The sequence below is a fragment of the Rhizobium redzepovicii genome (assembly GCF_019793435.1).
Classification (GTDB): domain Bacteria; phylum Pseudomonadota; class Alphaproteobacteria; order Rhizobiales; family Rhizobiaceae; genus Rhizobium; species Rhizobium redzepovicii.
The window spans coordinates 112,625-137,691 of record NZ_JAILYH010000020.1 but is presented as its reverse complement, the minus strand read 5'-3'; the positions used below and the strand labels follow the sequence as shown (position 1 = coordinate 137,691).

The window sequence follows — 25,067 nt, the reverse complement described above, 5'->3', positions numbered from 1 at the left end:
CCTCAGACGAACCGGCTTTCCGCCGGCGCTCCCCGATCCATGTTAAAGTAAAAGAAGAGCGCGACGGTCACCATCAGCGCCCCGAAGAGGCCGAAAATCCCCGAAGGTGGAATTGCGTCTCCGATCGTCCCGATGATGCCATACGCAAGAAGCCCTATCGAAACACAGATCGTGTGGATCTGGCTTCGCGCCCGCCCCAACATGTCAATCGAAACAGTCGATTGAACCCGTACATCGATCAGGATTCGCGTGACATTGTAGCAGAAGCCGAGCAACACCAGTTGAACGAGCGCTGACAAAAAGCTCTGGAAAACCGGAAAGCCCAACAGAACAATGCCAGCGAGCGCCGACTGGAAGAGGATGCTTTGTCGTCGCGAACGCGCCCTTCTGAGAAGAAGGGTTGAACAGCCCGCCATCGAACCGAGGGCCCAACCTGCCTCGAGATAACCGAACTCTAGCGCCGACCCCATGAGTTCGCGGGTGACATATGCGACGCCCAATACACTCACAAGCATGCCCATCGCATAGGTCAACGCATACATGACGGCGGTGGTCTTCAGTGAGTGAACGACGAAGGTCGTCGGCAACAGATCCATCCGACGAATGCTCTTTGCCTGCAAATCCGATCGAGAACGAGAAGGCGGCTGTCGGCCGAGCAGTGCCAGCAGCCCCAACAGTGATAGGCCGAAAAAGGCGCCAGGCAGGATCGACGTCAGATTCATCCCGATGGCGGTTAAGCTGTACCCGGTGACGATGGCGGCGATGAGATTGCCCGCCTGCATCGCAATATAAGACGCCGAATTGAATGAAGTGAGGTTCTTAGGACGAACGATGTCTGGAATGATGGCCTGCAGCGCAGTCGAATAGGTTCTGTCGATGAACGCGAAGATGGTCCACGATAGGCAAAGAACACCAAGTGGGTCACCGAACGAGAGACCAATACCAGTTGAAAATATGAGGATCAACCTGGATAAATCGCAAGCGATACAGACGAAGCGACGATCAAATCGATCAACTAGAACCCCACCAACATTGCTGGTGAGCAACTCGGCGGCACTGCCGAGCGCCAAAAGGATAGCTAGAGCGCTCGCGCTCTTGCTGACATCTGTCGCAGCCCATGCCGCCAGCACGAAGTAGACATTCCGGCCAATGGCCGACGCCAGAACACAGAAGAGATAGATGCCGCGAGAGGCATAACACCCTATGCCGCTGTTTTCTGTTGCGCCCACTTCATCCAAACTCCCTACTGGCAGGTTCATGGGGACATGCTATTCTTCTGAAGAGCTGGCGGCTTTCATGAAATTGATATTATCTCTCGTCCAGAACCAGCTATTCTTTCCAGAGCGCCCGGTACTCGGCAGGGGAAAATCCCGTCTCTCGGCGAAATCTGGTCGAGAGGTGGCTCCCGCTGGAGTAGCCACAGGCGATGGCGATCTCGGTCACGCTGATCGCAGTCGTGCGGAGAAGGTCGGTCACGCGTTCAAGACGGCGTTGGTTATAGAAGCCATAGGGCGTCGAGCCTTGCGACTGCTTGAAAGCGCGGGAAAAATGCTCGTAGGTCAATCCCGCCTCTTCAGCCAGAGCGCGCACGCTCGGAGGTCGATCAATGTGAGCTTCAATTCGCCCTATTACGCGCTTGAGAACCGTAGGCGACAATCCTCCTCGAGACAATCTGCCAGATGTGCCGGAGCGGCGCTGCAGAAGTCCGAAGATAGCCGCGAGGTGCCCTTCAACGATCAGACTCCCCACGGAATCGTCGTGTGAAAGTTCTCCGGCAATCTGCCGCGCCAAGCATTGGATCGGCAGATCTCTAAATCCAAGCTCCGGACGTAAGGTGCCTACGCGCGGGAGCTTGGTCGTGAGGTTGGAAAAAAAATCCTGCGTCACGGTTATCATAAGATAACAACCCTCAGCATCGCCTTCATCCCAACCGCTCCAATGGCAACCGGGCGGAATGTAAACAAGCGAGCCGTCTGGACGCGGACTGAACTCGACTCTTCGTCCGTCCACAAAATTTTCGCCGGATGCCGCCGTACCCCTTATGTTGAGGAAGATCAGGTGGTCATCCGCGACAACGTCGATAACCTGTCGCCCGAGACTGCGCCGGCGAACGACATCTGCGCGGGCATGGCTCCAAAGGCCTTGCTGGTGAAGGATGATCTCCCCTTGTGACTTCTTCATCCTCTCGGGGTGAATTGATGGAATGATCCCCACTCGAAAGCTGCTCCCCTGAAAAACCGGTGTGGTAGCGACCCTACCTCACCCCAAGTTGTCAACAAGCCAGGCTTTAACCTCAGGTCGAATTTCATGTCAATTTCATGAAAACCAATCAAAATCGTGGATGCGAAAAGATGACGTTCGCGATCATCTTCTGCCGACATCATCGCTGACGGCACAATCTTTTCGGGATGCGCGATTTCCCCCTGAACCCCAAAAACGCGATGGTGCGAGAGAAAGGCAGGCTTTCGCATGCGTGAATTTGCCGACTTCATTGAGGAGTGCGACCGTGCCCCTCGCCTTAACGAGCTTTCTGAGTTTTTTTCGACCACCGCATCCGGTGAGGCCGGAATGCCTATCCGTCCGCCTGAGCTCGATCGCCGCTTGTTCCCAGTGGACATGACGTTCAGGCGCTTTTCAGCCCTTCATCCGCTGCGCCGAGGTCCATTCGATAAGCACTACTTGAGCAGCATACCCTACCGCCTCGAAGAGGAGTGCCGCATAGGCGGCGCGATCCTCAAATACGCGCGGGCCAGAAAGGGTCAACTGCAACTCTACACGCTAGGTACAGCCGAGGGGACGATGGCTCGTGTGATCGGCGAACTTGGCAAGGGCAGGATAGAAACACTGTCATGCAGTCCCAACGTCGAAAACCTTAGAAGCTTCTATGCCTATGGCGTTCCTCCTCATGCCATGTTTTTTCACGGACCATTTCATTATTTGACATCGCAAAGGGTCCAAGAAGACGTGGAGCTCCGAAAGTTTGGCAGCGGTTTCGATATCATCCTCGAGGACACGACTTTCCAGATGTATTCGCCAAATCGCTTCGATCAGATCCGTTTCGTCTCGCAGCATCTCAAGACCAACGGGCTCTTCATGTTCGTCGAGAAGTTCAGGCATGAAGACGCCGAGGAATATCGGCGGCGGGAACGCCAGAAGGACCATAGCTTCAAAGCTCGCTTCTTCAGCGCGTCAGATATTCGCGCCAAGGAAGAGACGGTGCTAACGCGAATGGATCGAAACGAAGTCACCCTTTCGGAGATGAGCGAAACACTACGCCGGTTCTTTGGACACTCATTCGTCACCTGGAACAGCGGCAATTTCTACACGCTTGTCTCCAGCAACAGTCGGGAGAATCTCGACCTGTTCCTATCGAAGCTGTCCCCACCCGCGATTCCGGCAGAATATGTCTATGCGGACCTTCCCTACCGCCTTTACCCGGAATCCGAAGCAAGGCGGCTATCGGGGCGATCTTGGACCCTTTAGCGATTCCTCATCTTCACCGTCGCGTAAGCGCAACTGCGTCACGTCTTCACGAGCCTCAACTGGAACAACGTTCGCGTCAGCAGAAAGCGCTCCATCACGTTGAGCAGCCCTCAGCGCTTTGCCACCTCTAAAAGCCTTTTTTCTCCAAATAGGCAGGAACAGCATGAAGAAATCGATTGGCGAAGTCCGTCACTTCGTTGAGCTGAGCCCGCCGTGCAACGCGCATCTGGTCCTGCCACGAGCGCCATCATTCGCGGGTGAGGAAGATGTTCCAAAGTGCGTGCACGTCGCCGAAGCGTGTGTCGCAATCACGCGCACGCAGCACGTTGCCGACAAGATCTGCACGCAAATCGAGGACTTCTACCAATCCCTCGTCTCCGTGGGACCTGACAGGTTTCTAGCTTTCGAAGGTGGAGGCGCGATCATAAGGCCGACCAGTGAAAGCCTGTTCTTCACGGTCTCAGCGCGAGACCTCGTCACTTTCTGTGGCATCCGCGCGCTGCTGGAAGCAGGCTTGTTTCTGGCCACGTCCGTGTCCGAGGGGGCTATAGAGTGGCTTCACGCAGACGGCACCCGATCTGGTGAAACCTGCAATCGCCTCTACAACGACCGCTGCGGAACGGACGAACAGTAGCTTCGACCGCTCCGCCACCCAAAGGAAGATCGATCTCGGGACAATCGGGTCGTAGTGCTTTTCCAATCGACCAACCATTTCGTCCCCCCGCTTTTCTTCGAGTCTCAGAGGTTGATGCCGCGAGCGCGGCTAGCAGCCCTTTGGCGCCGCTCCGCTATGATCTGCTCACTGCTCTGCAGACGGACAGTCTGCTGCAGGACCTTCAGCCGCTCCTGCATCGCCTCGAAAGCTCGACGCTGCGCCGGCGGCACGCGGTTGACAAGATCCTTGTCACCCCGGACGAGGGCATTGCGACCGAAGCGCTCGTCGAGCGCTCGGCTGACAGCGGCAAACTCCCGGGCAATGCCCTGCTCGAGGGAAGCGGCGGAAACACTCAGCTTCCTGCTGTCCTTCCTCACCTCGACCGTCAGGTGCGCCAAAGCCTCTTCCGCAGCTTTCGAAAGAGCTGGAATGGCAACCGCCATGCGCCGCCGTTCGTCCGTGATAGCCTGGCGTTCGGCATCGAGGGCATTGAGGTGGGCCGCACCGAGCGCGCGCAGGCGCGCTGCAGCTTCCGGCACGGCCCGCATCGCCTCTTTCCGCTCCTGGCCGGACGCCAGCATCCGGTCCAGCAGGCGATTAGAACCGCGCAAAGCCCCATAGGCGGCCGGATCATTGGTCACCGCGGCGGCGATTCGATCAGCAGCAAAGCCTTTCCGGAGCAGCTCCTCGATCTTGCCGACGGCGCCCGACGGATCGCGCCAGATCATTGTCGCGGCGTTGGCCAATGCGCCACGCTGCTGGCGATAGAAAGGGTTGGAGAGCGCCCGCAATCGAGCCTCATCGTCGACCGACGTCTTGAACACGATGACGGCAGCAAGCATCGGCGGCACGGCGACATTCTCCTTCCCCGGTCCGTTCTCTGTCTCTTGGCCCCGAACAACACTGGCAGCCATGACGATCTTCGAGCGATCCTGCCGCTCGGCGAGATGCTGCGCCTCGGCAAAACGTTTGACCGCTTCGAACAGCCGGGCCAGCTCCTCGCGCCGGCCGGCCGTCAGATCTTCCGGCAAACGCTCGGTCATATTGCGTTCAGCAACCGCATCCGCCTTCGCGGTGAATGCGCTCCAGCCGAAGCGTGCCGTTAACGCTTCGCTGACCGCCTTGATCTCCTGCACGACCGAGCGGTCCTCGGCGGCAAGCGCAAAGGCGCTCTTATAGGCGTCGTCCCCGTCCCGGTTGCGCACCGCCTCGATCTCCATAAGGCGCGCCATCGCGCGCTCGGAAAGCGCCGGGATCGATAATGACATGTAGGAGCGCCGCGTCTGCTCACGCATTTCGAACCGTTCGGCATTCCGGCGGAACCCGGTCGCATGGGCCCGGGCCAGGGGAAGCAGTTCCTCCAGGGCTGCCTTTGCGACCTTGCGCTCGGAAAGCGCCGCGCCTCCGTCGACGATCAGCTCGGAGCCACGCAGCCGGCCGAGCCGGTCGGGTGCTGCGGCAAGATCAGCAGTGAGCCTGCGGGGTTCGGTGCCGGTGTCCGAGGCGAGCGCATTCAGGGCGACAAGTGCTGCATCCGGATCCCGGTAGATCTTAGTAAGCAGCGGTCGCAGCATCGTTTCCCGCTCCGTCCAGGCCGGTGACGAACGCTGCGCCAGCCGCGCATCCGCCTCGACACTCCTAACGAAGGACGTGCTCGGCGGGATCAGATACTGTGGTTCGCCAGCGCTTGCGCTCGCGATGGTGTGGGATTCAGTTCGCGCCTCGTTGTAGGCGAAGCGCCGTTCCCGCTCGATGGCAAAACCGAGCGCCACGCTTGCCCGCTCCCAGAGCTTTTCCACCTGCTCTCGCTTTGCGGTAATCCACGTCCAGCGCCGGGAAAGGCTTTCCTCCATCTCGGCGGCAGCAAGCGAGAGATGATCGAGCCCGCGGCGCCGGGCGAAGTCTTGCGCCTGGGCGCGATAGCCCGCCTCGCTCTCAAAATCGAGCGTCGTCGTCTTGGCACCGGAGCGCGACAAGCGTTCGACGAGACGGCTGAACACATCCGGCCGATGACTTTCCCGTTCGATGCGCTCCTGACGCGCTTCGGCGGTTTCGATCTGTCTGGCCGTCCAGACATTGCGGTCGACTTCCCTCTCCTCGTAACGCTTCTGACCTGTCTCCTCGTCGACAATGGCAATCTGGACCTTGACCCGCTCGACACCATCCTTGCGCAGCGTGATGGTGTCGCCGTCGGAGATGCCGGCATCGTCGAGCGCTTTCGGCAGGCTGACGCCCCAGAGCCGATGGGCGGTTCCGTCGTCCGTCCTGACATCGGCATAGGGGCTGTCGTCGGCATCCTCGTCCTCGGGCCGGAATTTGGCTTCGCCGGTTTCGACAAGCTCGCCGGTGACACCGGCGGCATGATCGACACGCGGTTTGCGTCCCCATTCCGGTCTCGGCTCAAAATCCTCTTTCGCCGCATAAAGATCGACGCGGTCGCGATGCCGGGTCATCGACACATAGGTCAGATGCCGGTCCATCATGCCGGTGGCGAGCACGAAGGTGCGGTCGACGGTCGACCCTTGAGATTTGTGGATCGTTGCGGCATAGCCGTGGTCGACATTGTCATAACTGTCCTCGCCGAAGACGACTTTATTGCCATTGTCGAGCAGAACCGACAGCAGCGGATCGCCGCGTTTGTCGCCGGTCGCGGTGACCGTGCCGAGCATGCCGTTCTTGACATATTGCGGCCCGGAGTGCTTGGCCCGCGGCTCGAGGAAGCGGGCGTTCTCCAGGAAGATGATGCGGTCGCCGGCGGCAAATTTTCGCGCCCCGCGCTCGGTCCGGAAGCTGCGGCTTTCGCCGAGGGCATTATCGCCGGCCATCACCTCACGCAGCGCCTCGTTGAGCTTGCGGACATCGTCGTTGGTGTGGGCGAGCACCAGCAGTTCATCACCGCGAAGACGGCCATCCCTGCCCTCGGAGATCGAGCGACCGATTGCGTGTTTGCGTGCCTCTGTCCAATCGACCACAATCCTGTCGATCGTTTCCTCGCGTGTGCCCGCCTCGACCAGGTGGCCCTGCTGGGTATAGGCGTCGAGGCCCTTCTCGACCTCGCCGCGGGCAAACAGCCGCGAGGCATTACGTGCCCAGGCCTCACGCTGGCGGCGCACGCCGGCAAGCTCTGCAAAGCCGATGCGTTCGGTAATTGCCCGGAAGGCAGCACCGGCCTGGATCGGCTGCAGCTGCATCGCATCGCCGACCAGCACGACCTTTACCTCAGCCTCCTCGGCAATCTTCAGCACACGGGCCATCTGCTGCGAGGCCACCATGCCGGCCTCGTCGATCACCAGCACATCACCGCGATGGAGCGTATCGCGGCCATTGGCCCAGGCCAGTTCCCAGGAGGCAAGTGTCCGCGACTTGATGCCGGAACTGTCTTGCAGCCCTTCTGCGGCCTTGCCGGCAAGGGCTGCACCGATCACCCGGTGTCCCTCGCCCTCCCAGGCAAGACGTGCGGCAGCAAGCAGCGTCGATTTGCCGGCGCCGGCAAGGCCTACAATAGCGGCAATGCCACCATCACCGGTGACATGACGGACAGCATCGACCTGCTCTGCATCGAGCCGGAACGGAGTTTTGGGATCGCCGCTCTCGATGCTCTCCACGCGTTCGATCGCCACCGTCACATTCCGCTCGGAAACACCGAAGCCGCGACGCTCCGACAAAACCCGCGCCGACTGCGCCATGTCGTATTCGATGCGCAGCATCTCCCGCGTCGTAAACACCGCGGGCTCCGACACCTTTCCTGTCTCTGCCTCGATCTCCTTCGGCTTCAGTATGACCAATTGGTCCGACGCCATCAGCCTGGCGCGGATGTTGGCAAAATCGGTGGGATCGTCGACGTAACGGTGCAGCGCCCTGGCGATATCCCTCTCGTCGAAGGTAGAGCGTTCATTGCCGAGCTGCTTCAGCAAAAGCTCCGGCTCTGAAAGCAGCCGATCGGCCATCTCCTGGCGGCGGGCGAGATCGGCCGGCGCGAAGTGGAGCTCCCTGCCCTTCCTCGCCAGCGCCGCCTTCTCCGGCCCGAGATGTTTTTGCGCGATCCCGTCGAGGCCCTGTTCGGCATAGGAGCGACCGTCGAGGCGGATGTCATGTCCGGCCAGCGCCAGATGCCGGTTGGCCGTTTCCGCCCAGGCGATCTTCCACGCTTTCATCGTTTCCTTGTCGCCCGCCCAGACTTTGTAGACGATCTTGCCGTTCGGGCGGTCCGGCGTGACGACACGCAGCGGCTTGCCACCCTCACCAAGCACTGGAACCTTCTTTGCCCCGAACCCCTCCTCCGTCGCCGGCCGGAGCGTCGTCATCAGGTGGATGTGCGGGTTGCCGTCCTTGTCGTGATAGACCCAGTCGGCGATCATTCCTTTCGAGGTGAGATTGTCGCGGACGAATTCGCGCACCAGCGTGATATTCTCGGCCCGCGTCAGCTCCTCCGGCAGCGCGATGATCAGTTCGCGGGCGAGCTGCGCATCTGCCCGCGTCTCGAAGGCGTCAACGGCATTCCAAAACACTTCGCTGGCCTTGCTGACGGACTGACCTGATATCGCCGACCGCAGCCAATCCGGGATCTCATCCGGCAGCGCCAGTTCCTCATACATCAGTTCGCCCGCCCCACCGCGATAGCTGAACGACGTTCCCGCCTGCTCGTCCATCATCCGGGCGCGGTGGCGATAGGCGGCAGCCGAGACGATGCTGCGTCCCGATCCCCTGCTGATCACCTGCGCTCTGACGAACATGATCGCCACTGGCGTCTCCAGACTGGCCCAAGCACGTCGCGACAGCGACGTATATTGCGCCCTCAAACAGATCGGACCGAAGGGCCGATGCCGCTTTTCTGGTTGCACGGTAGCGCATTTTACTGTTTTATTCTAGTTAGTATAATCGCACCTTCGACATCAAAGCAGAAAAGGAACCAGGAATGGCGACAAAATCATCGATTTCCGATCTCGACGCCCAGATCGAAAAGCTGCGCGAACGCAAACGATTGTTGATAGTTAAATCGGCCGAGCGGTTTGCCCGCGCCGCGACCAGAACCGGGCTGGCGGAGATGGAGATCGCCGACGAGGAGGTCGATCGGATCATCGAGGAAATCGCCGCGCGATTTCGGAAGGGGGAAAGGAAAGGCGCCGCTGGCCCCACTCCTCAAACGCGTCGACCAGCAGATAGCGGCGCTGGAGCGCAGGGGCAGGTTCCAAATGACGGCTGAGCGCAAGCGCGACACGCGCGAAAAGATCCTGCTCGGCGGGATCGTCGTCAAAGCCGGGCTATCGAAGGCGGATCGGGCGTTCCTGCTCGGCGGCCTCATAGAAATGGCAAGGCTCGTCCCAGGCTCCATCGAGCATCGGCGGCTGCGCGATATCGGCGAAGAGGCTTTCAAGGCCCCCTCGCTGAGGAACGGTTCATCGCATCTCGAGGAGAAAGTAAGATGGGCCTAAGAGGGAAACCGCATCCGAGCCTGTTACTCGTTTTGGTACCGATCGCCGTCACCACGATCACAATCTACATTGTTGGCTGGCGATGGCCGGGACTCGCCGCCGGCATGTCCGGGAAGATAGAACACTGGTTCCTGCGGGCAGCACCTGTACCGCCTCTACTGTTCGGACCTCTTGCCGGACTTCTGACCGTGTGGGTCTTGCCGCTGCATCGGCGAAGGCCGGTCGCCATGGCAAGTCTTTTGTGTTTTCTCAGCGTTGCCGCCTTCTATGCGCTGCGCGAATTCGGCCGGCTTGCACCTACTGTGCAGGCCCGGGTCGTTCCGTGGGATCGAGCGCTGTCCTATCTTGATATGGCCGCAGTCATTGCTGCCGTCGCCGGCTTCATGGCAGTGGCGGTGTCCGCCCGCATCTCCGTCGTCGTGCCAGATGAAATCAAGCGTGCCCGGCGTGGAATATTTGGAGATGCCGATTGGCTGCCGATGGCGGCAGCAGGAAAGCTGTTCCCGCCGGATGGGGAAATCGTGGTCGGCGAGCGTTATCGGGTCGACAAGGAAATCATCCATGCGCTTCCCTTCGATGTAAACGATCGCAGCACATGGGGACAGGGCGGGAAGGCGCCATTGCTCACCTACAGACAGGACTTCGATTCCACCCATATGCTGTTTTTCGCGGGATCGGGCGGATACAAAACGACCAGCAACGTCGTGCCGACGGCGCTCAGATATACCGGACCCATGATCTGCCTCGATCCTTCCACTGAGGTCGCGCCCATGGTCGTCGAGCACCGCACCAATGCGCTCGGGCGCGAGGTCATGGTGCTCGATCCGACGAACCCGATCATGGGCTTCAACGTGCTCGACGGGATCGAAGCATCCAAGCAAAAGGAAGAGGACATCGTCGGCATTGCCCATATGCTGCTGTCGGAAAGCCTTCGCTTCGAAAGCTCGACGGGATCCTACTTCCAGAACCAGGCGCACAACCTCCTGACCGGTCTGCTCGCCCATGTGATGCTCTCGCCCGAATATGAGGGCCGGCGAAGCTTGCGCAGTCTCCGCCAGATCGTTTCCGAACCGGAGCCCTCGGTGCTCGCTATGCTGCGCGACATTCAGGAGCATTCCGGTTCGGCCTTCATCCGCGAAACGCTCGGCGTCTTCACCAACATGACCGAGCAGACGTTTTCGGGCGTCTATTCCACAGCATCGAAGGATACCCAGTGGCTGTCGCTCGACAGCTATGCCGCGCTCGTCTGCGGCAATGCCTTCAAATCGAGTGATATCGTTTCGGGCAAGAAGGACGTCTTCCTCAACATCTCCGCATCGATCTTGCGCTCCTATCCGGGCATCGCTCGTGTGATCATCGGCTCGCTCATCAACGCCATGGTGCAGGCCGACGGCGCCTTCCAGCGCCGGGCGCTGTTCATGCTCGATGAGGTCGATCTGCTCGGCTACATGAGGGTGCTCGAGGAGGCGCGCGACCGCGGCCGCAAGTACGGCATCTCGATGATGTTGATGTACCAGTCGGTCGGGCAGTTGGAGCGGCATTTCGGGAAGGATGGCGCGACGTCATGGATCGATGGCTGCGCTTTCGCCTCTTACGCAGCGATCAAGGCGCTCGACACGGCGCGCAACCTCTCTGCGCAATGTGGCGAGATGACGGTGGAGGTGAAGGGCAGTTCCCGCAACATCGGCTGGGACACGAAGAACAATGCATCCAGGAGATCCGAGAACGTCAACTTCCAGCGCCGGCCGCTGATCATGCCGCACGAGATCACCCAGTCGATGAGGAAGGACGAGCAGATCATCATCGTCCAGGGGCATAGTCCGATCCGCTGCGGCCGGGCGATCTACTTCCGGCGAAAGGAGATGGATCAGGCAGCGAAGGTCAATCGTTTCGTCAAACCGGTGCTATGATCGTGGTTTTATCAGCGGCCCACCTCGTCCTCGCCGGCATAGGCGTCGACGGCGTTTTCGAGTTCGGCAAAAAGCTCATCGGGCATCGTTTCGATAGTGCCGACGGTGCGTCGGTCTGCCTGCCTGATCAGTTGCTGATAATCTTCGATATTGAGGAGAACCAGCCGGGGTTTGTTCCGCTGGGTGATCGTCACCGGATGACGCAGCGCCTCGGCGATGATGTCGCCGGATTTACGTGAGAGGTCACTGGTTGAATACGTCCCGCTTGGCTTCGGCATTGGGCTTCCTTGCTATCGCTGGAATTTAGAGCATTTACAACATTACTGCGATTGTTGTGAAACTTCGCAGCCGTCCTTCCTCGGCTCACTTGAGGGCCATCGGCAACTGAGAGGCAACCTCGTCTGTCGCCTCTCAGTATGTGAGATGGTGCTGCTACCACCATGACCAAACGACGCGCCCCGCATAGACCGGGATGCGAGTTGCCAACGTGATATCCTTGATGATCGGCGCCAGCGAGCCGAGTTCGTCCGCAATCAGCGCAACGAGCTCAGGATAGTTGATATCGACGCCAGTGTCGTCGGCAGCCCAAGCGCTCATCCAATCGCCGCCGTTGACGCGGAATTCATGCGTGTCGTAATCAATTTCGAGTTCGTCCAGCAGATTGATAGTGAAGCGCCCGAAAATCTCGATCTCGCCCTCCAGCTGATATTCGGCGAATTCATCCTCCCCGATGAGAACACTTCGTTCCAATTCCATGATGACGCTGATCCGATCGATTGCCGCGTCGAGCCCCTCAACCAGGCGATCGTGAAGCTCTCGCGAAAAATCGCTGTCGCAGCCGAAGCGGTTTGCCAGGACGACGAGCCGGAAGCCGGCAAACTTGGTGTAGAGTATAAGGTTCTGATCGGTTGTCATAATGTGATCTCCTTCGTTGATGACGGAGATCGGCCACTCTCTTGCAAAGAGGGGTCAAGGACCGCGGAACGCGGCTCGCAAGCGGGGGAACCGATTTTTCCAGAGCGCAGTGAAACGCAGCAGCGGAAAAATTGGGGGAGACGCGCCGTCCTTGACGCCGGATTTGCTGGAGTAAAATTGGACGTCAGAGAGAGAAGAGACCCGCGGACCCGAAGGGGACGCGACCGTTTCCGGCGTGAGCCGGCAGGAGGTGTCGAGGATAGAACCGCCGCCCTGCGGCTGGGCAATTCGCTCACGTCATTCCGCGAGAGGGGGCGTGACCGGAGGCGGAGACGGTGTTCGGGCTCCGTGAGCGGAGCGAATAGCACCCGGCCGCCGATTGGCCGGCTCGCCCAAATCCATGATCTTCGGCTTCAACGATCATCACAAAAATGAATCGGTGTGGGCCGACCGATTCATAAGTGTCGTTAGACGCAAAAGCTGGAAGAGGCGACTCTCCGTCATGCTCACTCAACCCTATCAGCTCTACATCGAACGCAGGGACGCGACGAAAAACATGGCGCGCTTCTACGCGCTCGCAATCGAACCGACGTTGTTCGGCACACCATGCCTGACGCGGCGATGGGGACGCATCGGAACGATCGGACAAGCCATGGTGCATCACTTCGACAGAGAGGAGGATGCAGTCCGTATGTTCCTCGAACTTCTCCGATCAAAACGGGCGCGCGGCTATAGGCCGAACACAAATGTCGGACGGGAACCCATGGTCCGGGCTGTCCGCGGAAGTCTTCCTGGTCCTTGCCGGTAATTATCGGCGTGAAGCGCAGCTTCGGGTCGACGCGCCGGTCGATCCGGCGTACCGGCCCAGGCGAGGAGGCAAACGCCGCCTCAGAAGGGTGGCGCGGCGTCGATGGCGCCCTCCTGCTCGGCGATCGCTACCCTCAGTTCGGCCCGAGCGATCTCCAGCTCCGCTTCGATCTGGCGGCGCTCAGCCGGATCGGCGTTCCTGAGCTCGGCCCGCAGTTCCTCAACCTGAATTTCGAGTGCAATCGTCATCGTCGTCGTCTCCTGAAATGTGAAAGATGACGCCCGGGGTCGTGAGGATCGGGCCGGGTCAAGGATCGCGTCAGCGACCGGCGGAGCCGGCGAGCGGAGGAACCGATTTTCTGACGGTGCCCTTCAGGGCGCCGGCTGAAAATTGGAGGGGCCGCGAAGTCCTTGAGGCGGCACGAGCCTCACGGCAGACTTCAAGTATCTGAGCAGACAGGGTCCTTGGTCTCGTGTGGCACGACAGGAGGATTGAAGGCGGGCTCGATGCCCGCTTTCAATCCCGCTATTGCGCGCAAAACCTGAGATACGGCGAAGCCGGCCCCGATTGCTCGAGGCCGCTCGCTTTGTTCTTCAGTTCGGGCTGTTCCAGAGGATCACCTTCTTGCTAGGATCGCCGCCGGGTGCCGGTGCGAGATTGCCGAAGATCACACCGATCTCGGGAGCCTCAAGCTTCACTGAGAGGTATTCCTCGCCGGTCTGCCGCGCGATGCGGTTCCAGGCGGCGCCGATCTCGAAGCCCGTCTTGCGGTGAATGACGCGGTAGTCGGGCGCTTCTTCGCTTGCCTTGCTGGCATTTGGGACGATGGCGATCGGGGCGTTGACCCGGATCGTGGCGAAGACGCCTTCGAGGATGCCGTCGGTCTTCTGCGTGAGCGTTGCGATCGTGGTGGCCATGGTTGTTGTCTCCTTCGGTTGCTCGGGACCATTCCCGATGGCGCACGAAGAGACGGCCGACCTGCTGCGGTCAGCTCGCCTGAAAATTTTGCAAAATTCTATTTTCCACCAGGATAAACGAACCGAAATCGAATTTGCAAAAATTTCGGGCGAGTCTTACCCCTTCAGGGGTTGGCCGCCAAAGCAGGCGGTCGTCTATACGAGCGATATAAAACGGGAATGGTTCGGGGCAATCGAAGGAGACAACAAACCATGGCCTCCCGGTCCAAGCACTGGGGGATATTGGCCGCACACTCCACGGACGCTTCGCCCGCATGTCGATCAACATAATACCCTCGCCCGCTCCCGGCTGCGGCAGGCTGTGAGCACCTCGATAACATTTCTGCTGATCGGCGAGGTCGCCGCGGCACCGCATTGCCGTCTGCAGACCGTGCTCCAATCCCGGGTGAAGCTGTTCACGCGGGCGTCGAATGAGTGATCTTCCCCAAACGTGCCCGCTCCCAAGCACCTGAGCCGCCGATGGGTCGCCAGGTACATCGCCATTGGCAAACACGCAACCGGAACGATGTGAGCCGGCTTCATCCGCGGAGCCAAGCTCGGTGAGATCACAAGGCAACAGGATCGGAGCAAGTCACAAACGGAATGCCATAAAGCGCGACATTTTGATCGTCCGAAACCAAATACGCTCCCTCCGCCACGGCTTGCGCCATGAGCAGATGATCGAAAGGATCGCGGTGATGAAGTGGAAGAGCAGCGAGAGCGATAAGATGCGCGTCCGAGATATCCAGCCGGTCGAAACCTTGATCCGGCAAAATCGCAACAATCTCTTCGATATCGGCATCAAGTTTGCCGATGCGCAGCTTCACAGTGATTTCCCAAAGGGAGACAGCACTGACGAGGACATCATTCTCGGGATCGCCAATAAGGCGACGCGCATGGTTCCCTAGCTTCTCGTCGTCGTTCAGCCACCACAGCAAGGCATGTGTATCGAGCAGCAGCCTCACGTCCCGTCTTCCATGGACTTCAGAACATCCGCCGGCAGACCATCGAAGTCATCGGCAACTTTGATCTTTCCGCGCAACGCGCCTGGTTTCCGCATGACGACGCCGGCTGACGGCGGGCCGATTTCGGCGACAACCTTGTGATGCGACGTCAGGACGAACCGCTGGCCGTCTTCGACCTGCTTGAGGAAAGACGTCAGGTTGCCGCGAAATTCCCGCACGCCGACACGGCGGGGAGATGGTATCTGCTGCCGAGATTGGGTCATGGCGAAGCTCCGTTTCAGCGGCAAATGTGTACACAATTTTTGCGAAATGCAAGCATCTCCTTCAGCCGTATGGACAGATGGCGCTTACGCGCCATCTCCCGCCGCTTGCCAAAACGGAGATGCCAAGTCGGCGGGTCTTGTCGGCAAGATTGCCGGTAATGCCGGAGCCGGGGAAGATGACGACGCCAGCCGGCATGACCGAGAGCATGTCGTCATTGCGGCGGAACGGTGCGGCCTTGGCGTGCTTCGTCCATTCGGCTTGAAGGCGATCTGTATCACCTTGCGCGCTTCTGCCCAGCAGGCAGCGATACGTTCGGCGCCCTTCGGCGAGCCGCCGTGCAGCAGCACCATGTCGGGATATTTGGCGAGGGCTTGATCGAGTTTCGCCCAGATTCGTTCGTGATCATTGTAGTCGATGCCGCCGCCGAAGGCGATCTTGGTGCCTGCCGGGATCAGCACTTCGGTCTCGGCGCGCCGGCGGGCGGATGGAAAGTCTCTGGAGTCGATCATCGCCGCGGTCATGTTGGCGTGGCTGACCTTGGAGCCCGTCCGCGGCCGCCATGCCGAGCCGCATTGGCTTCGAAGTGGTCGCCCGCATAGGCGCGCATGAACTCGAAGGCATTGCGGCGCTCAAGCAGCGTGATGCCTTCGGCAACGAGGCGCTCCAACTCGACACTCTTGACCTCCGAGCCGTCCTGCTCGCGCTGACCGTTGCGTTGGCTATCCTCATTACGCTGAAGCTCCCGCTGGATGCGCTCGCCGGCGCGGTGGAAGAGATTGACCGTCGACCACAGGAGGTCTTCGAGATCGGGCTCCAGGCGGGTATCGCCGAGCATTTCGAATAGAGCATCGAACATGGCGGTCAGCGCCGACTGGACGACCGGCTCCTCCGGCAGCGGACGCGGGTCCGGTTCATCCTGGAAGGGGCGATGGCCGTAGATCTGCATCTCGTAGATGAAACGGTCGGTTGGGGACGAGGCGGGGCGGGGCTCGAAGGCGTCGTCGATGGGAAGACATAGGTTCAGATGGTCTCCGTCGGATTTGGGCCGCGCCTCTCGCGGCCTGACGGCGATTGGGCGCGGTAGCTCAATCCCTCGATACGTAGGCGCTGGGGATCCTGCCGCTAGTGCTTGCCCCGGAGTTCGGCGACTTCAACGAGGATCTGCGCCGGCTCAGTCCGGAACGGCTCATCGCTAATCTCAGGGCGCAGCTCGTTCTGAAACGCTCTGGCCTTTCTGCCCGCATGATCGAGCCGGACGGGGAAGGTGAGGGCGTGAGGGCCTACAGGATGGCAGGTCTCTGCCGGTCGCCGCACGGGTAGGCGCCCGCCCGCGGGCCTGCCGAGAGGCGACCCTTACCATGCGGCGGGCGGGCCTTCAGCGGGTCGCTCAGGTTTCTTCCCCTGGCTTGGGCCGCGTGCGGCCCGCCATTCCTGGCACAGCAAGAAACCTCCCTTCCGCCGCCCGGCGCTTCGCCGCGGCGTCAGGCGCCGCGGTTCCGGCCCGTCTGCCGCGTGGACAGGGTGCCGGCCGGCCGCATCGGCGTCAGCTGCGATGTAGAGACGCCGGCAGCCATCGGGCAGTCGGAAGGCGGCAAGGTGATCGGCGGTTCAGTGCCGGCCGGCTCGAAGGGCTGGGTAGCACGCGATTAGAACTCACTTCATGCTGGCGCAGCCTCTACATTTTGACCGGCTGACTTCTAATCAACGCACCGTTGACTTCTAATTATCAAAAGAAGATACGTGCATTCCAGCCTCCAAAAATTAAAATTAACGATCATTCCTGCCTTGGCGTTGAAATCGGCCCCAGCGGCCGTAACATTTACATACTAACTATTTTGCGCTAGTAAAGTCCGCGAAGCTCATGCTACGCCTTCCTTTTACGGCTCGATCAGCCTTTGGCCAGGCAAGGGAGGAACGACGTGCGACAGTTTTTGATCGGCAACCAGGCGTTCGACGACAGTTCTCCAGAGTTTCTGCCGCAGCTCGAACGCGCTTACGAACAGAAGCTCAGGCCACTTTGCCCGTGTCGGCAACCGCCGGTGCCGATGTATATCGCCCGGATGGATGGCCAATTCCTGATCAAACGGATGCCGCTTTCAGGACGAGATCACGATCCCGGCTGCCCATCCTATGAACCGCCATATGAGCTGTCGGGTCTTGGTCCATTGATCGGCAATGCCATCCAGATCGACGCAGCGACGGGCGCGGCTGTGCTGAAACTCGATTTCTCGCTGTCGAAACGAGGGAACCGATCGGCTTCGGCCTCATCTTCGGAGCCGTCGGAAACGGTGCGAAACGATCCGAAAAAGCTGTCGCTCAAGGCCATGCTCCATTATCTCTGGGAGACAGGGGAACTGACTGAATGGACGGCGCTGTGGGCTGGGAGACGCGGCTGGGGTCGCGTCCGCAGCAGCCTGCTGAACGCAGCGCGACAGATGATTGTCCGCGGCGGTCCGCTTAGCGACATCCTGTTCGTGCCGGAAGTGTTTCATCAGGAGGACAAGGAAGGGATCTCCGCCAGGCGCGCAGCGATGTTGGCCGGAGCCCAGTTAACCGGTCCCGGTCCGCGGAAACTGATGATGACCGTCGGAGAGGTAAAGGAATTTTCCTCAGCGCGCGATGGCCAGAAGATGCTGGTGCGCCACCTGCCTTTCCCCTTCATGCTCGATGAGGGTGCGTGGAAACGGTTGAATGCCCGATATGAAACCGAACTGGAACTGTGGCGATCCAACGAGGGGTTTCATCTCATCGGCATCGCCACGTTCGGCATTTCGGGAGCGGGGATAGCTTCGGTCGAGGAAGTGGCGCTGATGGTGGTCAACGAGAACTGGATCCCGTTCGAAACCATCCATGAACAGCGTCTCCTGGAGCGGCTCTCAAGCCTGAAGCGAAGAAGCGTGAAAGGACTCCGGTTCGATCTTTCGCGCGACCAGCCGATTGCCTCCGTGACCTTACCGGAGGCAAAGCCAGCGCCGATCGCCATGTTCATCGTTCCGACGAAGGCCGACGAAGACTATGACGTTGCACTGAATGAGATGATCGCCGCGAGAGCCGAGATGACGCCGTGGATCTGGCGTGTGGCCGACGGCGAAATGCCGCGGCTGCCATGATCCACACCAGCCTCCTTGGTCAGCGACGTAGGCGCCCTAAAAGGAAGCCATCGCCCGGGCGATCTCGAATGCGTGAAGCTATATCCCGGTCAAATCGGCCCAGAGAACTCTCTGCCATTTCTGCATAGCTGCACTGCACAAAAAATGTTTTACCAAGCGGTCAAAATATGAGCATATTGCCTCAAGTTGATGCAGTCGATGGTTTTCCTCCCAGTGCCATCGTATCAGCTGTTCCCCTCTGGAGGTTATTGACCTTCACACCTTAAAGGGCCCTGGTTTTCCAGCGGCCCTATTTTTCTGCATAGTTGGTGAGGCGGCCCCTTTGCATTGCACGATCACATCGGAAGCGGAGCGCTTGCCGTTGGCGGTAACCCACGCTTCAAGTTGGCGGGTCGAGCTCGTTCGCCGCGCGCTCCTATGGCACCCGGAAATCGGAGATGGAAAGCGGAGGATATTTCAGGTATTGCAGTTATGAGCGACTTGCCCTATATACATGGTCAGAGGTGTTCGCCATGACCAGCCATGTTCTTCAATTTACCGAATTGTCGGATCGCGACCGCAAGGCCGTCGCGCCGATCCCAAAGCTGGCGGAGGGCGACCACCTGGAACTGCGGATTCGCCGCGAAGGTGGACAGCTTCAAACCCTTTCTCTTCCAGCCTCGGCTTTCGCACCTGTCGAAGCACTCCTCGATCATCTGTTGCGCGGCAAGCGTGTTGCCGTGCTCACGGAAGATCAGGAATTGAGCCCGACCGACGCCTCCACCATCCTCGGCATCTCACGTCCTCTCGTGGTGCTGCGCATGGATCGCGGCGATCTGCCCTTCCGCTATGTCGGCAAGCACCGCCGAGCCAAGTTGAAGGATGTTCTTGCGCTCAAGGCCAAGCTCGATGCTCGCCAGAAAAGCCTCGACGCGCTGGCCGAGGACACAGAGGATCTGATCGTCAATCATGGCCTCTAAGCCGCCCGTCGCGGTCTACGATGCCTGCGTCCTCTACCCTTTCCATTTACGCAATGTCTTGGTCCAGTGTGCTTTCGACGGTCTCGTCGACGCACGCTGGACCGACGACATCCACGCCGAGTGGATTCGCAATCTGGCCATCGGCTCACCCGAGATACCCTTCTCCCGTCTGGAAGCGACCCGTGATCGGATCAAGGAAGTTTTGCCCGATGCCGATGTCGGTAACCACCAAATCCTCATCCCCAACCTCTCGCTACCGGTCCCGATGATCGTCATGTTTTAGCTGCAGCCATCGCCGGAAAAGCTTCCGTGATTGTCACGTGGAATCTCAAGGATTTCCCTGTCACGGAGCTTCGGCCTCATGGGGTGACCTGCGTATCGCCGGACAATTTCCTCGTGGGCCTCCATCCACCTTTTAGAGCGCATTGATCGACAGCATCAGGCGCGCCCGGTTGAATTTACGCAAGACGGTGCCGGCGGTTCACGAATTCATTGATGCACTGGACCATCAGGGGCTCCGCGCGTTTTCAGTGGTCCTGCGTGAGAAGGCCGCACAATTGGACTGACGGTCGAAACCGACAGAATTGTTAGAGGCCCGGACGCAACCCGTTAAGCTCGATCCGACGAAGAGCGGCCGAGGTCAGTCGCGGCGTCTCGATAGTAGATCTCGCTCACCCGAAACCGGCCGTCGATCCGCTTGCATTGGACGATGATGTCGATCGCGATCGTCAGCATCTCGCGGATGTCGTGCCGTTCGAGGTCCCCACCACCCTCCGACTCCTTGACCAGCAAAGTCAGCTGCTCAAAGGCGAGGCGGGCGGAGTCGGCATGGACCGTGGTGATGGAGCCAGGATGGCCGGAGTTGACATTGCGGATGTAGTAGAATGCCGTCCCGTCACGCAGCTCCTGCAGCAGGATACGGTCGGGCCGCATGCGCAGGCAGGATTCGAGCAGGTCCTTCGCGCCGACCTTGGCGAGACCCTGCCCGCCCTTGGAGTAAAAGAGCCGAACATGGTTGGGCTGCGGGACCACCAGTTCCGGTGTGTCCTCGATGGAAATGATCCGCTCATTTTGCGGGATGTGGCGGATCAGCGCTTTCGACAGCGTCGTCTTTCCCGACCCCGTGGCGCCGGAGATGATGATGTTCTTCCTTGCGAACACCGCCTCCCGCAGAAACGCCTTGTAGGCGCCGATCCGATAGTATTCCAACAGCCTTTGGTCCAATCGTCTCCCGTCGCTTTCGACAGGCGCGACATCGGCGAACAATCCTCCATGATCGAGATCCTCGAGGGTCAGCGACACAGAGGACGGCTTGCGGATGGTGATGCTGACGGTTCCCTTCGTCGTTGCCGGCGGGATGACGATCTGGATCCGCTCATCGTCCGGCAGGGTCGCCGACAGGATCGGCCGCGTCTCGTCGATCGACTGATTGGAGAAGCTCGCGACCGTGCGGGCGAGACGCATCAACCTGTCGAATGAGAGTTCGGGCATCTCATAGGTCTGCCATCCCTCCCTCCCCTCCGTGACGACCTGTCCCGGCCGGTTGACGATGACCTCGTAGAGGGTCTTGTCACGCAGAAAGCGTGATAGCGGCGAAAGCAGTTCGCGCACGACGCCGGAGTCGGCAGCTTCAGTCATTGCCGAACCTATTTCGTCACGAGCTTCGAGGAGGGGCTGAAATCCCCAAGCGCAGCACGGTCGTAGATGCGGTTGCGGGGCTCGGTCACACGAAGCCGGTAGACGGTGGAGAAATCGAGGTCGCGTGCGACGAAGATCGAAACCAGCTCGCCCTGATGTTTCATGAGCGTCGGCGGAATGTTGATCGATTGCTCGACGGCGATCGCCGCCGCCTGCTGACCGGCGCTGGTGGTGTTTTGCGCGTCGACATCGCTGTCCTGCAGCCGGCTGCTGGCATAAGAGCTGGCGTCGCCGACGATCGACAGGAGCATCGCGCTGCCAAAACGCTCCCACCAATGGGTGTCCACATAACCATCGATGCCGGCCCGGCCAAGCGCGTCGGTTGCGGGCGAAGCCAAAGTGATGATCACGCCTTTCGGCGTCTTCGCCCGGTTCCAGAGAACGAACAGGCGCTTTTGTCCACGCCGAATACCGCCGCGATATTCACCGACAATCTGCGTGCCTTTTTCCATCAGCACAACGCGGCCGTTATCTGAAAGAACGTCCCGGTTGATGACGCAGCTCGTGAACCCTGGCTGATCGGAGGAGAGCGCGGTCTCGAGAACGCAAGGAATGGATGTCCCCATTGCGACGATGAAATCACGATTGCCCAACGTGCCGGCACGCGATCCCTGCAATTGCGTCGGTGTCAGCAAGCGGTCGAAGCGCTGGTCATCGTTTTCGCCCTGCGAGGCGAAGCCGCCGGGATTGGCGCCGAGCGGCACGTAATTCGAGGCCTGATCCGACGCCTCGCCCTGATCCTGCCGCCGCGTTGCCGGCGATTTCTCGCCGCCATAGGCGATGACCGGCGCACGGCGGGCAGCATCGAGCAGCTTGTCGCCGTCGGTCGGCGCCTGCTCGGCGGCGACAGGCGTCGGGAGCTGGACCTGCGGCGGTGTCGCCACCGGCTGTGGCTCCTTCGCCGGTTCGAAATCCGATGTCTGCCGGATGACAACGCGCTCCGGCTGGGCACCGTCTGACGGCTTGTCCTGCCCTCGCATCGACCAGAGAGCGAACGCGACAAAGACGACGATCGCCAAGGCGACAGCGCCGCGTTTGAGGATCGGGTTATTGTCGAGCCGGCCGCCGGCCGACGTCTCGGCGCGCTCGCCCGGAATCTGGGTAATCTCTTCCTCGGCCATAACGCCTCCTATTGCGCCGCGCCGGGCGGCACTTTGACGACGCGCTCGACCGATGGTGACGTCGTGTTAGTCTCGGGATTGGTGCCGACGCGATCGTAGGCTTCGTTGAAGACGCAAAGCACGTCGCCGCCACGGCGCAGTATGAACTTGCGGCTGATCGCGTGAACGAGGACGAGATTGCCGTCGACTGACTTCGGAACCAGGCTTTCGCTGCCGTCGGAGTTTTCCATATAGATCGCCGGCATTTCCTGGTTGCCGGCAAAGGCGAAGGTCGTGACCTTGCCGTTGTCATAGACCGCTTGCGGTTCGAGCGCCTGGGACCCTTGCGCCGAATAACGCCAGTTGCGCGGTCCATAGGCTTCGTGAAGGGCAAGCACGCGATCGGCCTCGCCGGCTTGTGCCGCCTGCGCGCGCGCAGATGCTTCCAGCCGGCGCCGCTCCGCTTCATCAGCGGGATAGCGATATTTCACATAGAAATAGGTGTTCTGACCGGCTTCAACACTGCCGTCACGGACGGTGAGTTCCATCTGATAGCTGCGGGTCGAGCCGTCCCGTCGTGTCGTCACGACCGAGATATTCGTCACCGGCTGATTTTCGCGAGGCTTCAGGAACAGGATGTTGCCGGCCGGCGCCACCTCCCAGGCGACGCTGTTGCCGAGGGCGACATGAGCGATTTCCTCGTCGGCGGCGAATTCGATCTGCACGGAAGACCGGAGCGTGCCGACGACTTTTGTGATGTTATAGGGCTGGTAGTCGACGAAACGGATGCGGCTGTCCTGCGTGGCGCCGCGTGGCGTCTCGAGGGCGAGCGCCGCCGAAGAGAAACCGGTAACCAGAATGAGCGGGAGAAGGAAACGCGGTTTCAATTGATCGCCTCCGGATCGGCGCGATATTCGCTGACGACGAAGCCGATCGGGTTGATCAGCCGGTCGGTCGAGGACATCGGGGCATTGGCATAGGAAAAGGTCAGGGTCGCAACCCAGTGCGTCGTGCGCACCTCGTCACCGCGGGTCACCGTCCTCATATAGCGGACGGATGCCACATTGGCGTTGATCAGCGAGATGGAGACAATGTTGATCCGCGACGTGGCACTGCGGCCATAAATGTTCTGCGGGGAGTCTGGATTGCTGCCGCGGTAGACTGCGGCAAATCGAGTCTGCTCCGGCTGCGCCGATAGCAACGCCGCGGTGCGAAAATTCTCCTCGCCCTCGCTCCAGACGTAACCTTCGCGGGCACGGACATATTTGGCCGCGAAATATTTGGTGACGGCCTCGTCGTAGGTGCCGGCGGTCGATGTCAGCGCCGAAACCACATCGACGATGCCGGTGGAATTATCGACCCGCACGACGAAGGGCTCGACGGTTTTCAAAGGCGTGAGGCCGGCAACGGCAAAGACGGAAACGGCAGCAAGCGTACCGGCGCAAGCAGCGATGAACCAAGCGATGCGGGCGGAGCGCTCGACCTGGATCACCCGGTCCTGATCGAATCGGCGGGCCTTGTCGAAGTAACTTTTGAGGTTATCCGTGGTCACCATGTCACTCGCCCTCGCATGGACGGTAGGAGCTCGCGACATCGAAATGCGCGAAAGCGGCCGGTGTGGCTGAAGATGGTTCCGGCACATAGGCGGCGGCGTGACTGGTCGGCTCAGCGGGAACGGCCCGGGTCGCCGGCTGCTCGCCTCCACTGTCCTGCCATTGCCACATGGCGCGGTTCAGCGGCCGGCGGGAATAACCATCACATTTCGGTAGCGGGTGGGAAATCGAACCGCAGCCTACGAGACCGGCGGTCAGCAAAAACGACAAAACGATACGAAGCATCGAAAAAACCTGTTCAATTGTCTGAAGCGTTGGTGACCGTCATTCGGTCCGGCCTGGCGTCAGGCGGCGGCCGACGGAACGCGCGCCGCGGCCGACCGCTCTGACTGTGTGGGATGTCGCCCAGGCGAGCGTGCTTTCGTGCGCATCGCGGGCGGCGCCGTAGCCGTAGGTGAGCGACGCCCCGCCCGCCGCAAGAGCCGAAGCAATGCCGGGCAGTTGGTAGAAGACGTAGAGTGCGGCGACGCAAATGGCGCAGAGCGCGATCGGCCGCATCAGCACGTCGCTATAACCTTCGATCGCCGTAAACGTCGTATCGATGCAGGTGATCAGCAGCGAGCCGATGGCAACGACCAGGACCTGAAGGATGACGAAATTGACGAGCTGGCCGATCCAGGATTCGGTGAACCGGCGGGTCGACTGGAACATGGCGAGCGCGATGAAGATCGGACCTATTGCCAGCACGATGGCAAGCGTCAGCCGGGCATAGAGCGAAACTATATAACCGATCGCCGCGACAAGAAAGCTTCCGCCGATAACCAGTAGGCCGCCCACGCCGGTGACGATATCGATAGGCCAGGAGCCCCGCGACCATATCTCTTTGGCGCATTTCTGGCCCTTATCGAGCAGGCTGTCGAAGGTCGACGCGCTCGGCGCCGTGCCCGAATTCAGCGCCTGCGAGATTTCGCGCGGCAGCGCATCGAAGAAGATATTGGTGACGTAGGTCTGATAGTCGCCGGCGTTCCTCACCAGCATGACGATGATGGCGAGCTTCATCGCCCGGAAGGCGAATTCGAGGATCGGTTCCTGCACGGAGCCGCGCAGGACGAGATAGCCGTAGAGCACGACATAGAGGGTGAGTGCCGCCGTCAGCGGGCCGCTGACCCAGTTGGCGATATTCGAGGTGCCGGAGGAAATGAAGTTTTCCAGCGGTGTCTTGAACTGTCCGTCGACGAAGCTGAAGACCTGATACATCG

Annotated in this window: 27 protein-coding genes and 1 pseudogene; 11 read left to right on the top strand and 17 right to left on the bottom strand. The window is 60.3% G+C overall.

The annotated features are described in order from the left end of the window. Positions 1-2: 2 nt before the first annotated feature. The 3 genes from K6N12_RS27710 to K6N12_RS27700 all read right to left on the bottom strand — a co-directional run bounded on the left by K6N12_RS27710 (position 3) and on the right by K6N12_RS27700 (position 2,471). Complete coding sequence (locus K6N12_RS27710) at positions 3-1,259, bottom strand: MFS transporter (RefSeq protein ID WP_004676106.1); 1,257 nt, start codon at positions 1,257-1,259, stop codon at positions 3-5. A gap of 70 nt (positions 1,260-1,329) precedes the next feature. After that, a complete protein-coding gene (locus K6N12_RS27705; protein ID WP_157214064.1) occupies positions 1,330-2,181 on the bottom strand; it encodes a helix-turn-helix domain-containing protein in 852 nt (283 codons plus the stop codon). Then, entirely contained in the window at positions 2,178-2,471 is a 294-nt protein-coding gene (locus K6N12_RS27700) for a hypothetical protein (protein ID WP_018247163.1), read from the bottom strand. Before K6N12_RS27700 ends, K6N12_RS27705 begins: the two co-directional genes overlap by 4 nt. Here K6N12_RS27700 and K6N12_RS27695 point away from each other — a divergent pair. Together K6N12_RS27695 and rctB are read left to right on the top strand one after the other, a co-directional pair. Continuing rightward, entirely contained in the window at positions 2,470-3,483 is a 1,014-nt protein-coding gene (locus K6N12_RS27695; RefSeq protein ID WP_004676105.1) for a class I SAM-dependent methyltransferase, read from the top strand. The genes K6N12_RS27700 and K6N12_RS27695 overlap by 2 nt on opposite strands. Positions 3,484-3,646: 163 nt before the next feature. Beyond that, complete coding sequence (rctB, locus tag K6N12_RS27690) at positions 3,647-4,117, top strand: SMa0974 family conjugal transfer regulator (RefSeq protein WP_004676103.1); 471 nt, start codon at positions 3,647-3,649, stop codon at positions 4,115-4,117. 104 nt (positions 4,118-4,221) lie between these two features. Here the strand turns inward: rctB and traA are convergent, their stop codons facing one another. Continuing rightward, on the bottom strand, positions 4,222-8,880 hold the full coding sequence (traA, locus tag K6N12_RS27685) for a Ti-type conjugative transfer relaxase TraA (protein WP_018247162.1): 4,659 nt from the start codon (positions 8,878-8,880) through the stop codon (positions 4,222-4,224). Between the two features lie 173 nt (positions 8,881-9,053). Here traA and K6N12_RS27680 point away from each other — a divergent pair, with 173 nt between their 5' ends. The 3 genes from K6N12_RS27680 to traG are packed head-to-tail and all read left to right on the top strand — an operon-like array spanning position 9,054 to position 11,480. Then, positions 9,054-9,341 carry a TraC family protein gene (locus K6N12_RS27680; RefSeq protein WP_004676102.1) on the top strand — a complete coding sequence of 96 codons (288 nt, stop codon included), beginning with the start codon at positions 9,054-9,056 and terminating at the stop codon, positions 9,339-9,341. Continuing rightward, a complete protein-coding gene (locus K6N12_RS27675; RefSeq protein WP_004676101.1) occupies positions 9,331-9,570 on the top strand; it encodes a conjugal transfer protein TraD in 240 nt (79 codons plus the stop codon). The genes K6N12_RS27680 and K6N12_RS27675 overlap by 11 nt, the downstream gene beginning before the upstream one ends. Beyond that, on the top strand, positions 9,561-11,480 hold the full coding sequence (traG, locus tag K6N12_RS27670) for a Ti-type conjugative transfer system protein TraG (RefSeq protein WP_004676100.1): 1,920 nt from the start codon (positions 9,561-9,563) through the stop codon (positions 11,478-11,480). The genes K6N12_RS27675 and traG overlap by 10 nt, the downstream gene beginning before the upstream one ends. 11 nt (positions 11,481-11,491) lie before the next feature. On the opposite strand, the gene K6N12_RS27665 is transcribed toward traG, so the two are convergent. Together K6N12_RS27665 and K6N12_RS27660 are read right to left on the bottom strand one after the other, a co-directional pair. After that, a complete protein-coding gene (locus K6N12_RS27665; RefSeq protein WP_004676099.1) occupies positions 11,492-11,758 on the bottom strand; it encodes a type II toxin-antitoxin system prevent-host-death family antitoxin in 267 nt (88 codons plus the stop codon). Positions 11,759-11,912: 154 nt separating this feature from the next. Beyond that, on the bottom strand, positions 11,913-12,395 hold the full coding sequence (locus K6N12_RS27660; RefSeq protein WP_004676098.1) for a hypothetical protein: 483 nt from the start codon (positions 12,393-12,395) through the stop codon (positions 11,913-11,915). A gap of 502 nt (positions 12,396-12,897) precedes the next feature. Between K6N12_RS27660 and K6N12_RS27655 the strand changes: the two genes are divergently transcribed. After that, positions 12,898-13,203, top strand: a complete 306-nt coding sequence (locus K6N12_RS27655) for a WGR domain-containing protein (RefSeq protein ID WP_004676097.1) — start codon at positions 12,898-12,900, stop codon at positions 13,201-13,203. A gap of 80 nt (positions 13,204-13,283) precedes the next feature. Here the strand turns inward: K6N12_RS27655 and K6N12_RS27650 are convergent, their stop codons facing one another. Both K6N12_RS27650 and K6N12_RS27645 read right to left on the bottom strand, forming a co-directional pair. Next, the gene (locus K6N12_RS27650; RefSeq protein ID WP_004676096.1) at positions 13,284-13,451 is read right to left on the bottom strand and encodes a hypothetical protein; all 168 of its coding nucleotides are present in this window, start codon (positions 13,449-13,451) and stop codon (positions 13,284-13,286) included. Positions 13,452-13,796: 345 nt separating this feature from the next. Next, complete coding sequence (locus K6N12_RS27645; RefSeq protein WP_004676095.1) at positions 13,797-14,120, bottom strand: DUF736 domain-containing protein; 324 nt, start codon at positions 14,118-14,120, stop codon at positions 13,797-13,799. Positions 14,121-14,157: 37 nt separating this feature from the next. On the opposite strand from K6N12_RS27645, the gene K6N12_RS27640 reads away from it, so the two are divergent. Beyond that, positions 14,158-14,598, top strand: a complete 441-nt coding sequence (locus K6N12_RS27640) for a hypothetical protein (RefSeq protein WP_004676094.1) — start codon at positions 14,158-14,160, stop codon at positions 14,596-14,598. Between the two features lie 127 nt (positions 14,599-14,725). On the opposite strand, the gene K6N12_RS27635 is transcribed toward K6N12_RS27640, so the two are convergent. The 3 genes and pseudogenes from K6N12_RS27635 to K6N12_RS27625 form a co-directional block, all read right to left on the bottom strand. Further along, entirely contained in the window at positions 14,726-15,124 is a 399-nt protein-coding gene (locus K6N12_RS27635; RefSeq protein WP_008536014.1) for a type II toxin-antitoxin system VapC family toxin, read from the bottom strand. Beyond that, positions 15,121-15,387, bottom strand: a complete 267-nt coding sequence (locus tag K6N12_RS27630; protein WP_004676093.1) for a type II toxin-antitoxin system Phd/YefM family antitoxin — start codon at positions 15,385-15,387, stop codon at positions 15,121-15,123. Before K6N12_RS27630 ends, K6N12_RS27635 begins: the two co-directional genes overlap by 4 nt. Positions 15,388-15,471: 84 nt before the next feature. Beyond that, positions 15,472-16,412: pseudogene (locus K6N12_RS27625) on the bottom strand (DUF2493 domain-containing protein). 488 nt (positions 16,413-16,900) lie between these two features. Here K6N12_RS27625 and K6N12_RS27620 point away from each other — a divergent pair. The 4 genes from K6N12_RS27620 to K6N12_RS34345 all read left to right on the top strand — a co-directional run bounded on the left by K6N12_RS27620 (position 16,901) and on the right by K6N12_RS34345 (position 19,740). Further along, positions 16,901-17,038, top strand: a complete 138-nt coding sequence (locus K6N12_RS27620; RefSeq protein ID WP_018247159.1) for a hypothetical protein — start codon at positions 16,901-16,903, stop codon at positions 17,036-17,038. 269 nt (positions 17,039-17,307) lie between these two features. Then, on the top strand, positions 17,308-18,498 hold the full coding sequence (locus tag K6N12_RS27615; protein ID WP_026188839.1) for a DUF1173 domain-containing protein: 1,191 nt from the start codon (positions 17,308-17,310) through the stop codon (positions 18,496-18,498). Between the two features lie 437 nt (positions 18,499-18,935). Then, the gene (locus K6N12_RS27610; protein WP_018247157.1) at positions 18,936-19,457 is read left to right on the top strand and encodes a MerR family transcriptional regulator; all 522 of its coding nucleotides are present in this window, start codon (positions 18,936-18,938) and stop codon (positions 19,455-19,457) included. After that, positions 19,447-19,740 (top strand): hypothetical protein, encoded by a 294-nt coding sequence (locus tag K6N12_RS34345; RefSeq protein ID WP_004673430.1) that lies wholly within the window; start codon positions 19,447-19,449, stop codon positions 19,738-19,740. The genes K6N12_RS27610 and K6N12_RS34345 overlap by 11 nt, the downstream gene beginning before the upstream one ends. A gap of 326 nt (positions 19,741-20,066) precedes the next feature. Here the strand turns inward: K6N12_RS34345 and virB11 are convergent, their stop codons facing one another. Genes virB11 through K6N12_RS27575 form a run of 6 tightly spaced genes read right to left on the bottom strand, consistent with a single transcriptional unit; the run spans position 20,067 to position 25,065 of the window. Continuing rightward, complete coding sequence (gene virB11 / locus K6N12_RS27600) at positions 20,067-21,095, bottom strand: P-type DNA transfer ATPase VirB11 (protein ID WP_004673428.1); 1,029 nt, start codon at positions 21,093-21,095, stop codon at positions 20,067-20,069. A gap of 8 nt (positions 21,096-21,103) precedes the next feature. Next, positions 21,104-22,276, bottom strand: coding sequence for a type IV secretion system protein VirB10 (gene virB10 / locus K6N12_RS27595; RefSeq protein WP_004673426.1), 1,173 nt, complete (start codon positions 22,274-22,276; stop codon positions 21,104-21,106). An 8-nt stretch (positions 22,277-22,284) separates the two neighbouring features. Next, positions 22,285-23,142, bottom strand: a complete 858-nt coding sequence (gene virB9, locus K6N12_RS27590; protein ID WP_004673424.1) for a P-type conjugative transfer protein VirB9 — start codon at positions 23,140-23,142, stop codon at positions 22,285-22,287. Then, the gene (locus tag K6N12_RS27585) at positions 23,139-23,810 is read right to left on the bottom strand and encodes a VirB8 family type IV secretion system protein (RefSeq protein ID WP_004673422.1); all 672 of its coding nucleotides are present in this window, start codon (positions 23,808-23,810) and stop codon (positions 23,139-23,141) included. Before K6N12_RS27585 ends, virB9 begins: the two co-directional genes overlap by 4 nt. 1 nt (position 23,811) lies before the next feature. After that, entirely contained in the window at positions 23,812-24,093 is a 282-nt protein-coding gene (locus K6N12_RS27580; protein ID WP_004673420.1) for a hypothetical protein, read from the bottom strand. A 39-nt stretch (positions 24,094-24,132) separates the two neighbouring features. Beyond that, positions 24,133-25,065, bottom strand: a complete 933-nt coding sequence (locus K6N12_RS27575; protein WP_004673418.1) for a TrbL/VirB6 family protein — start codon at positions 25,063-25,065, stop codon at positions 24,133-24,135. Between the last annotated feature and the right edge of the window lie 2 nt (positions 25,066-25,067).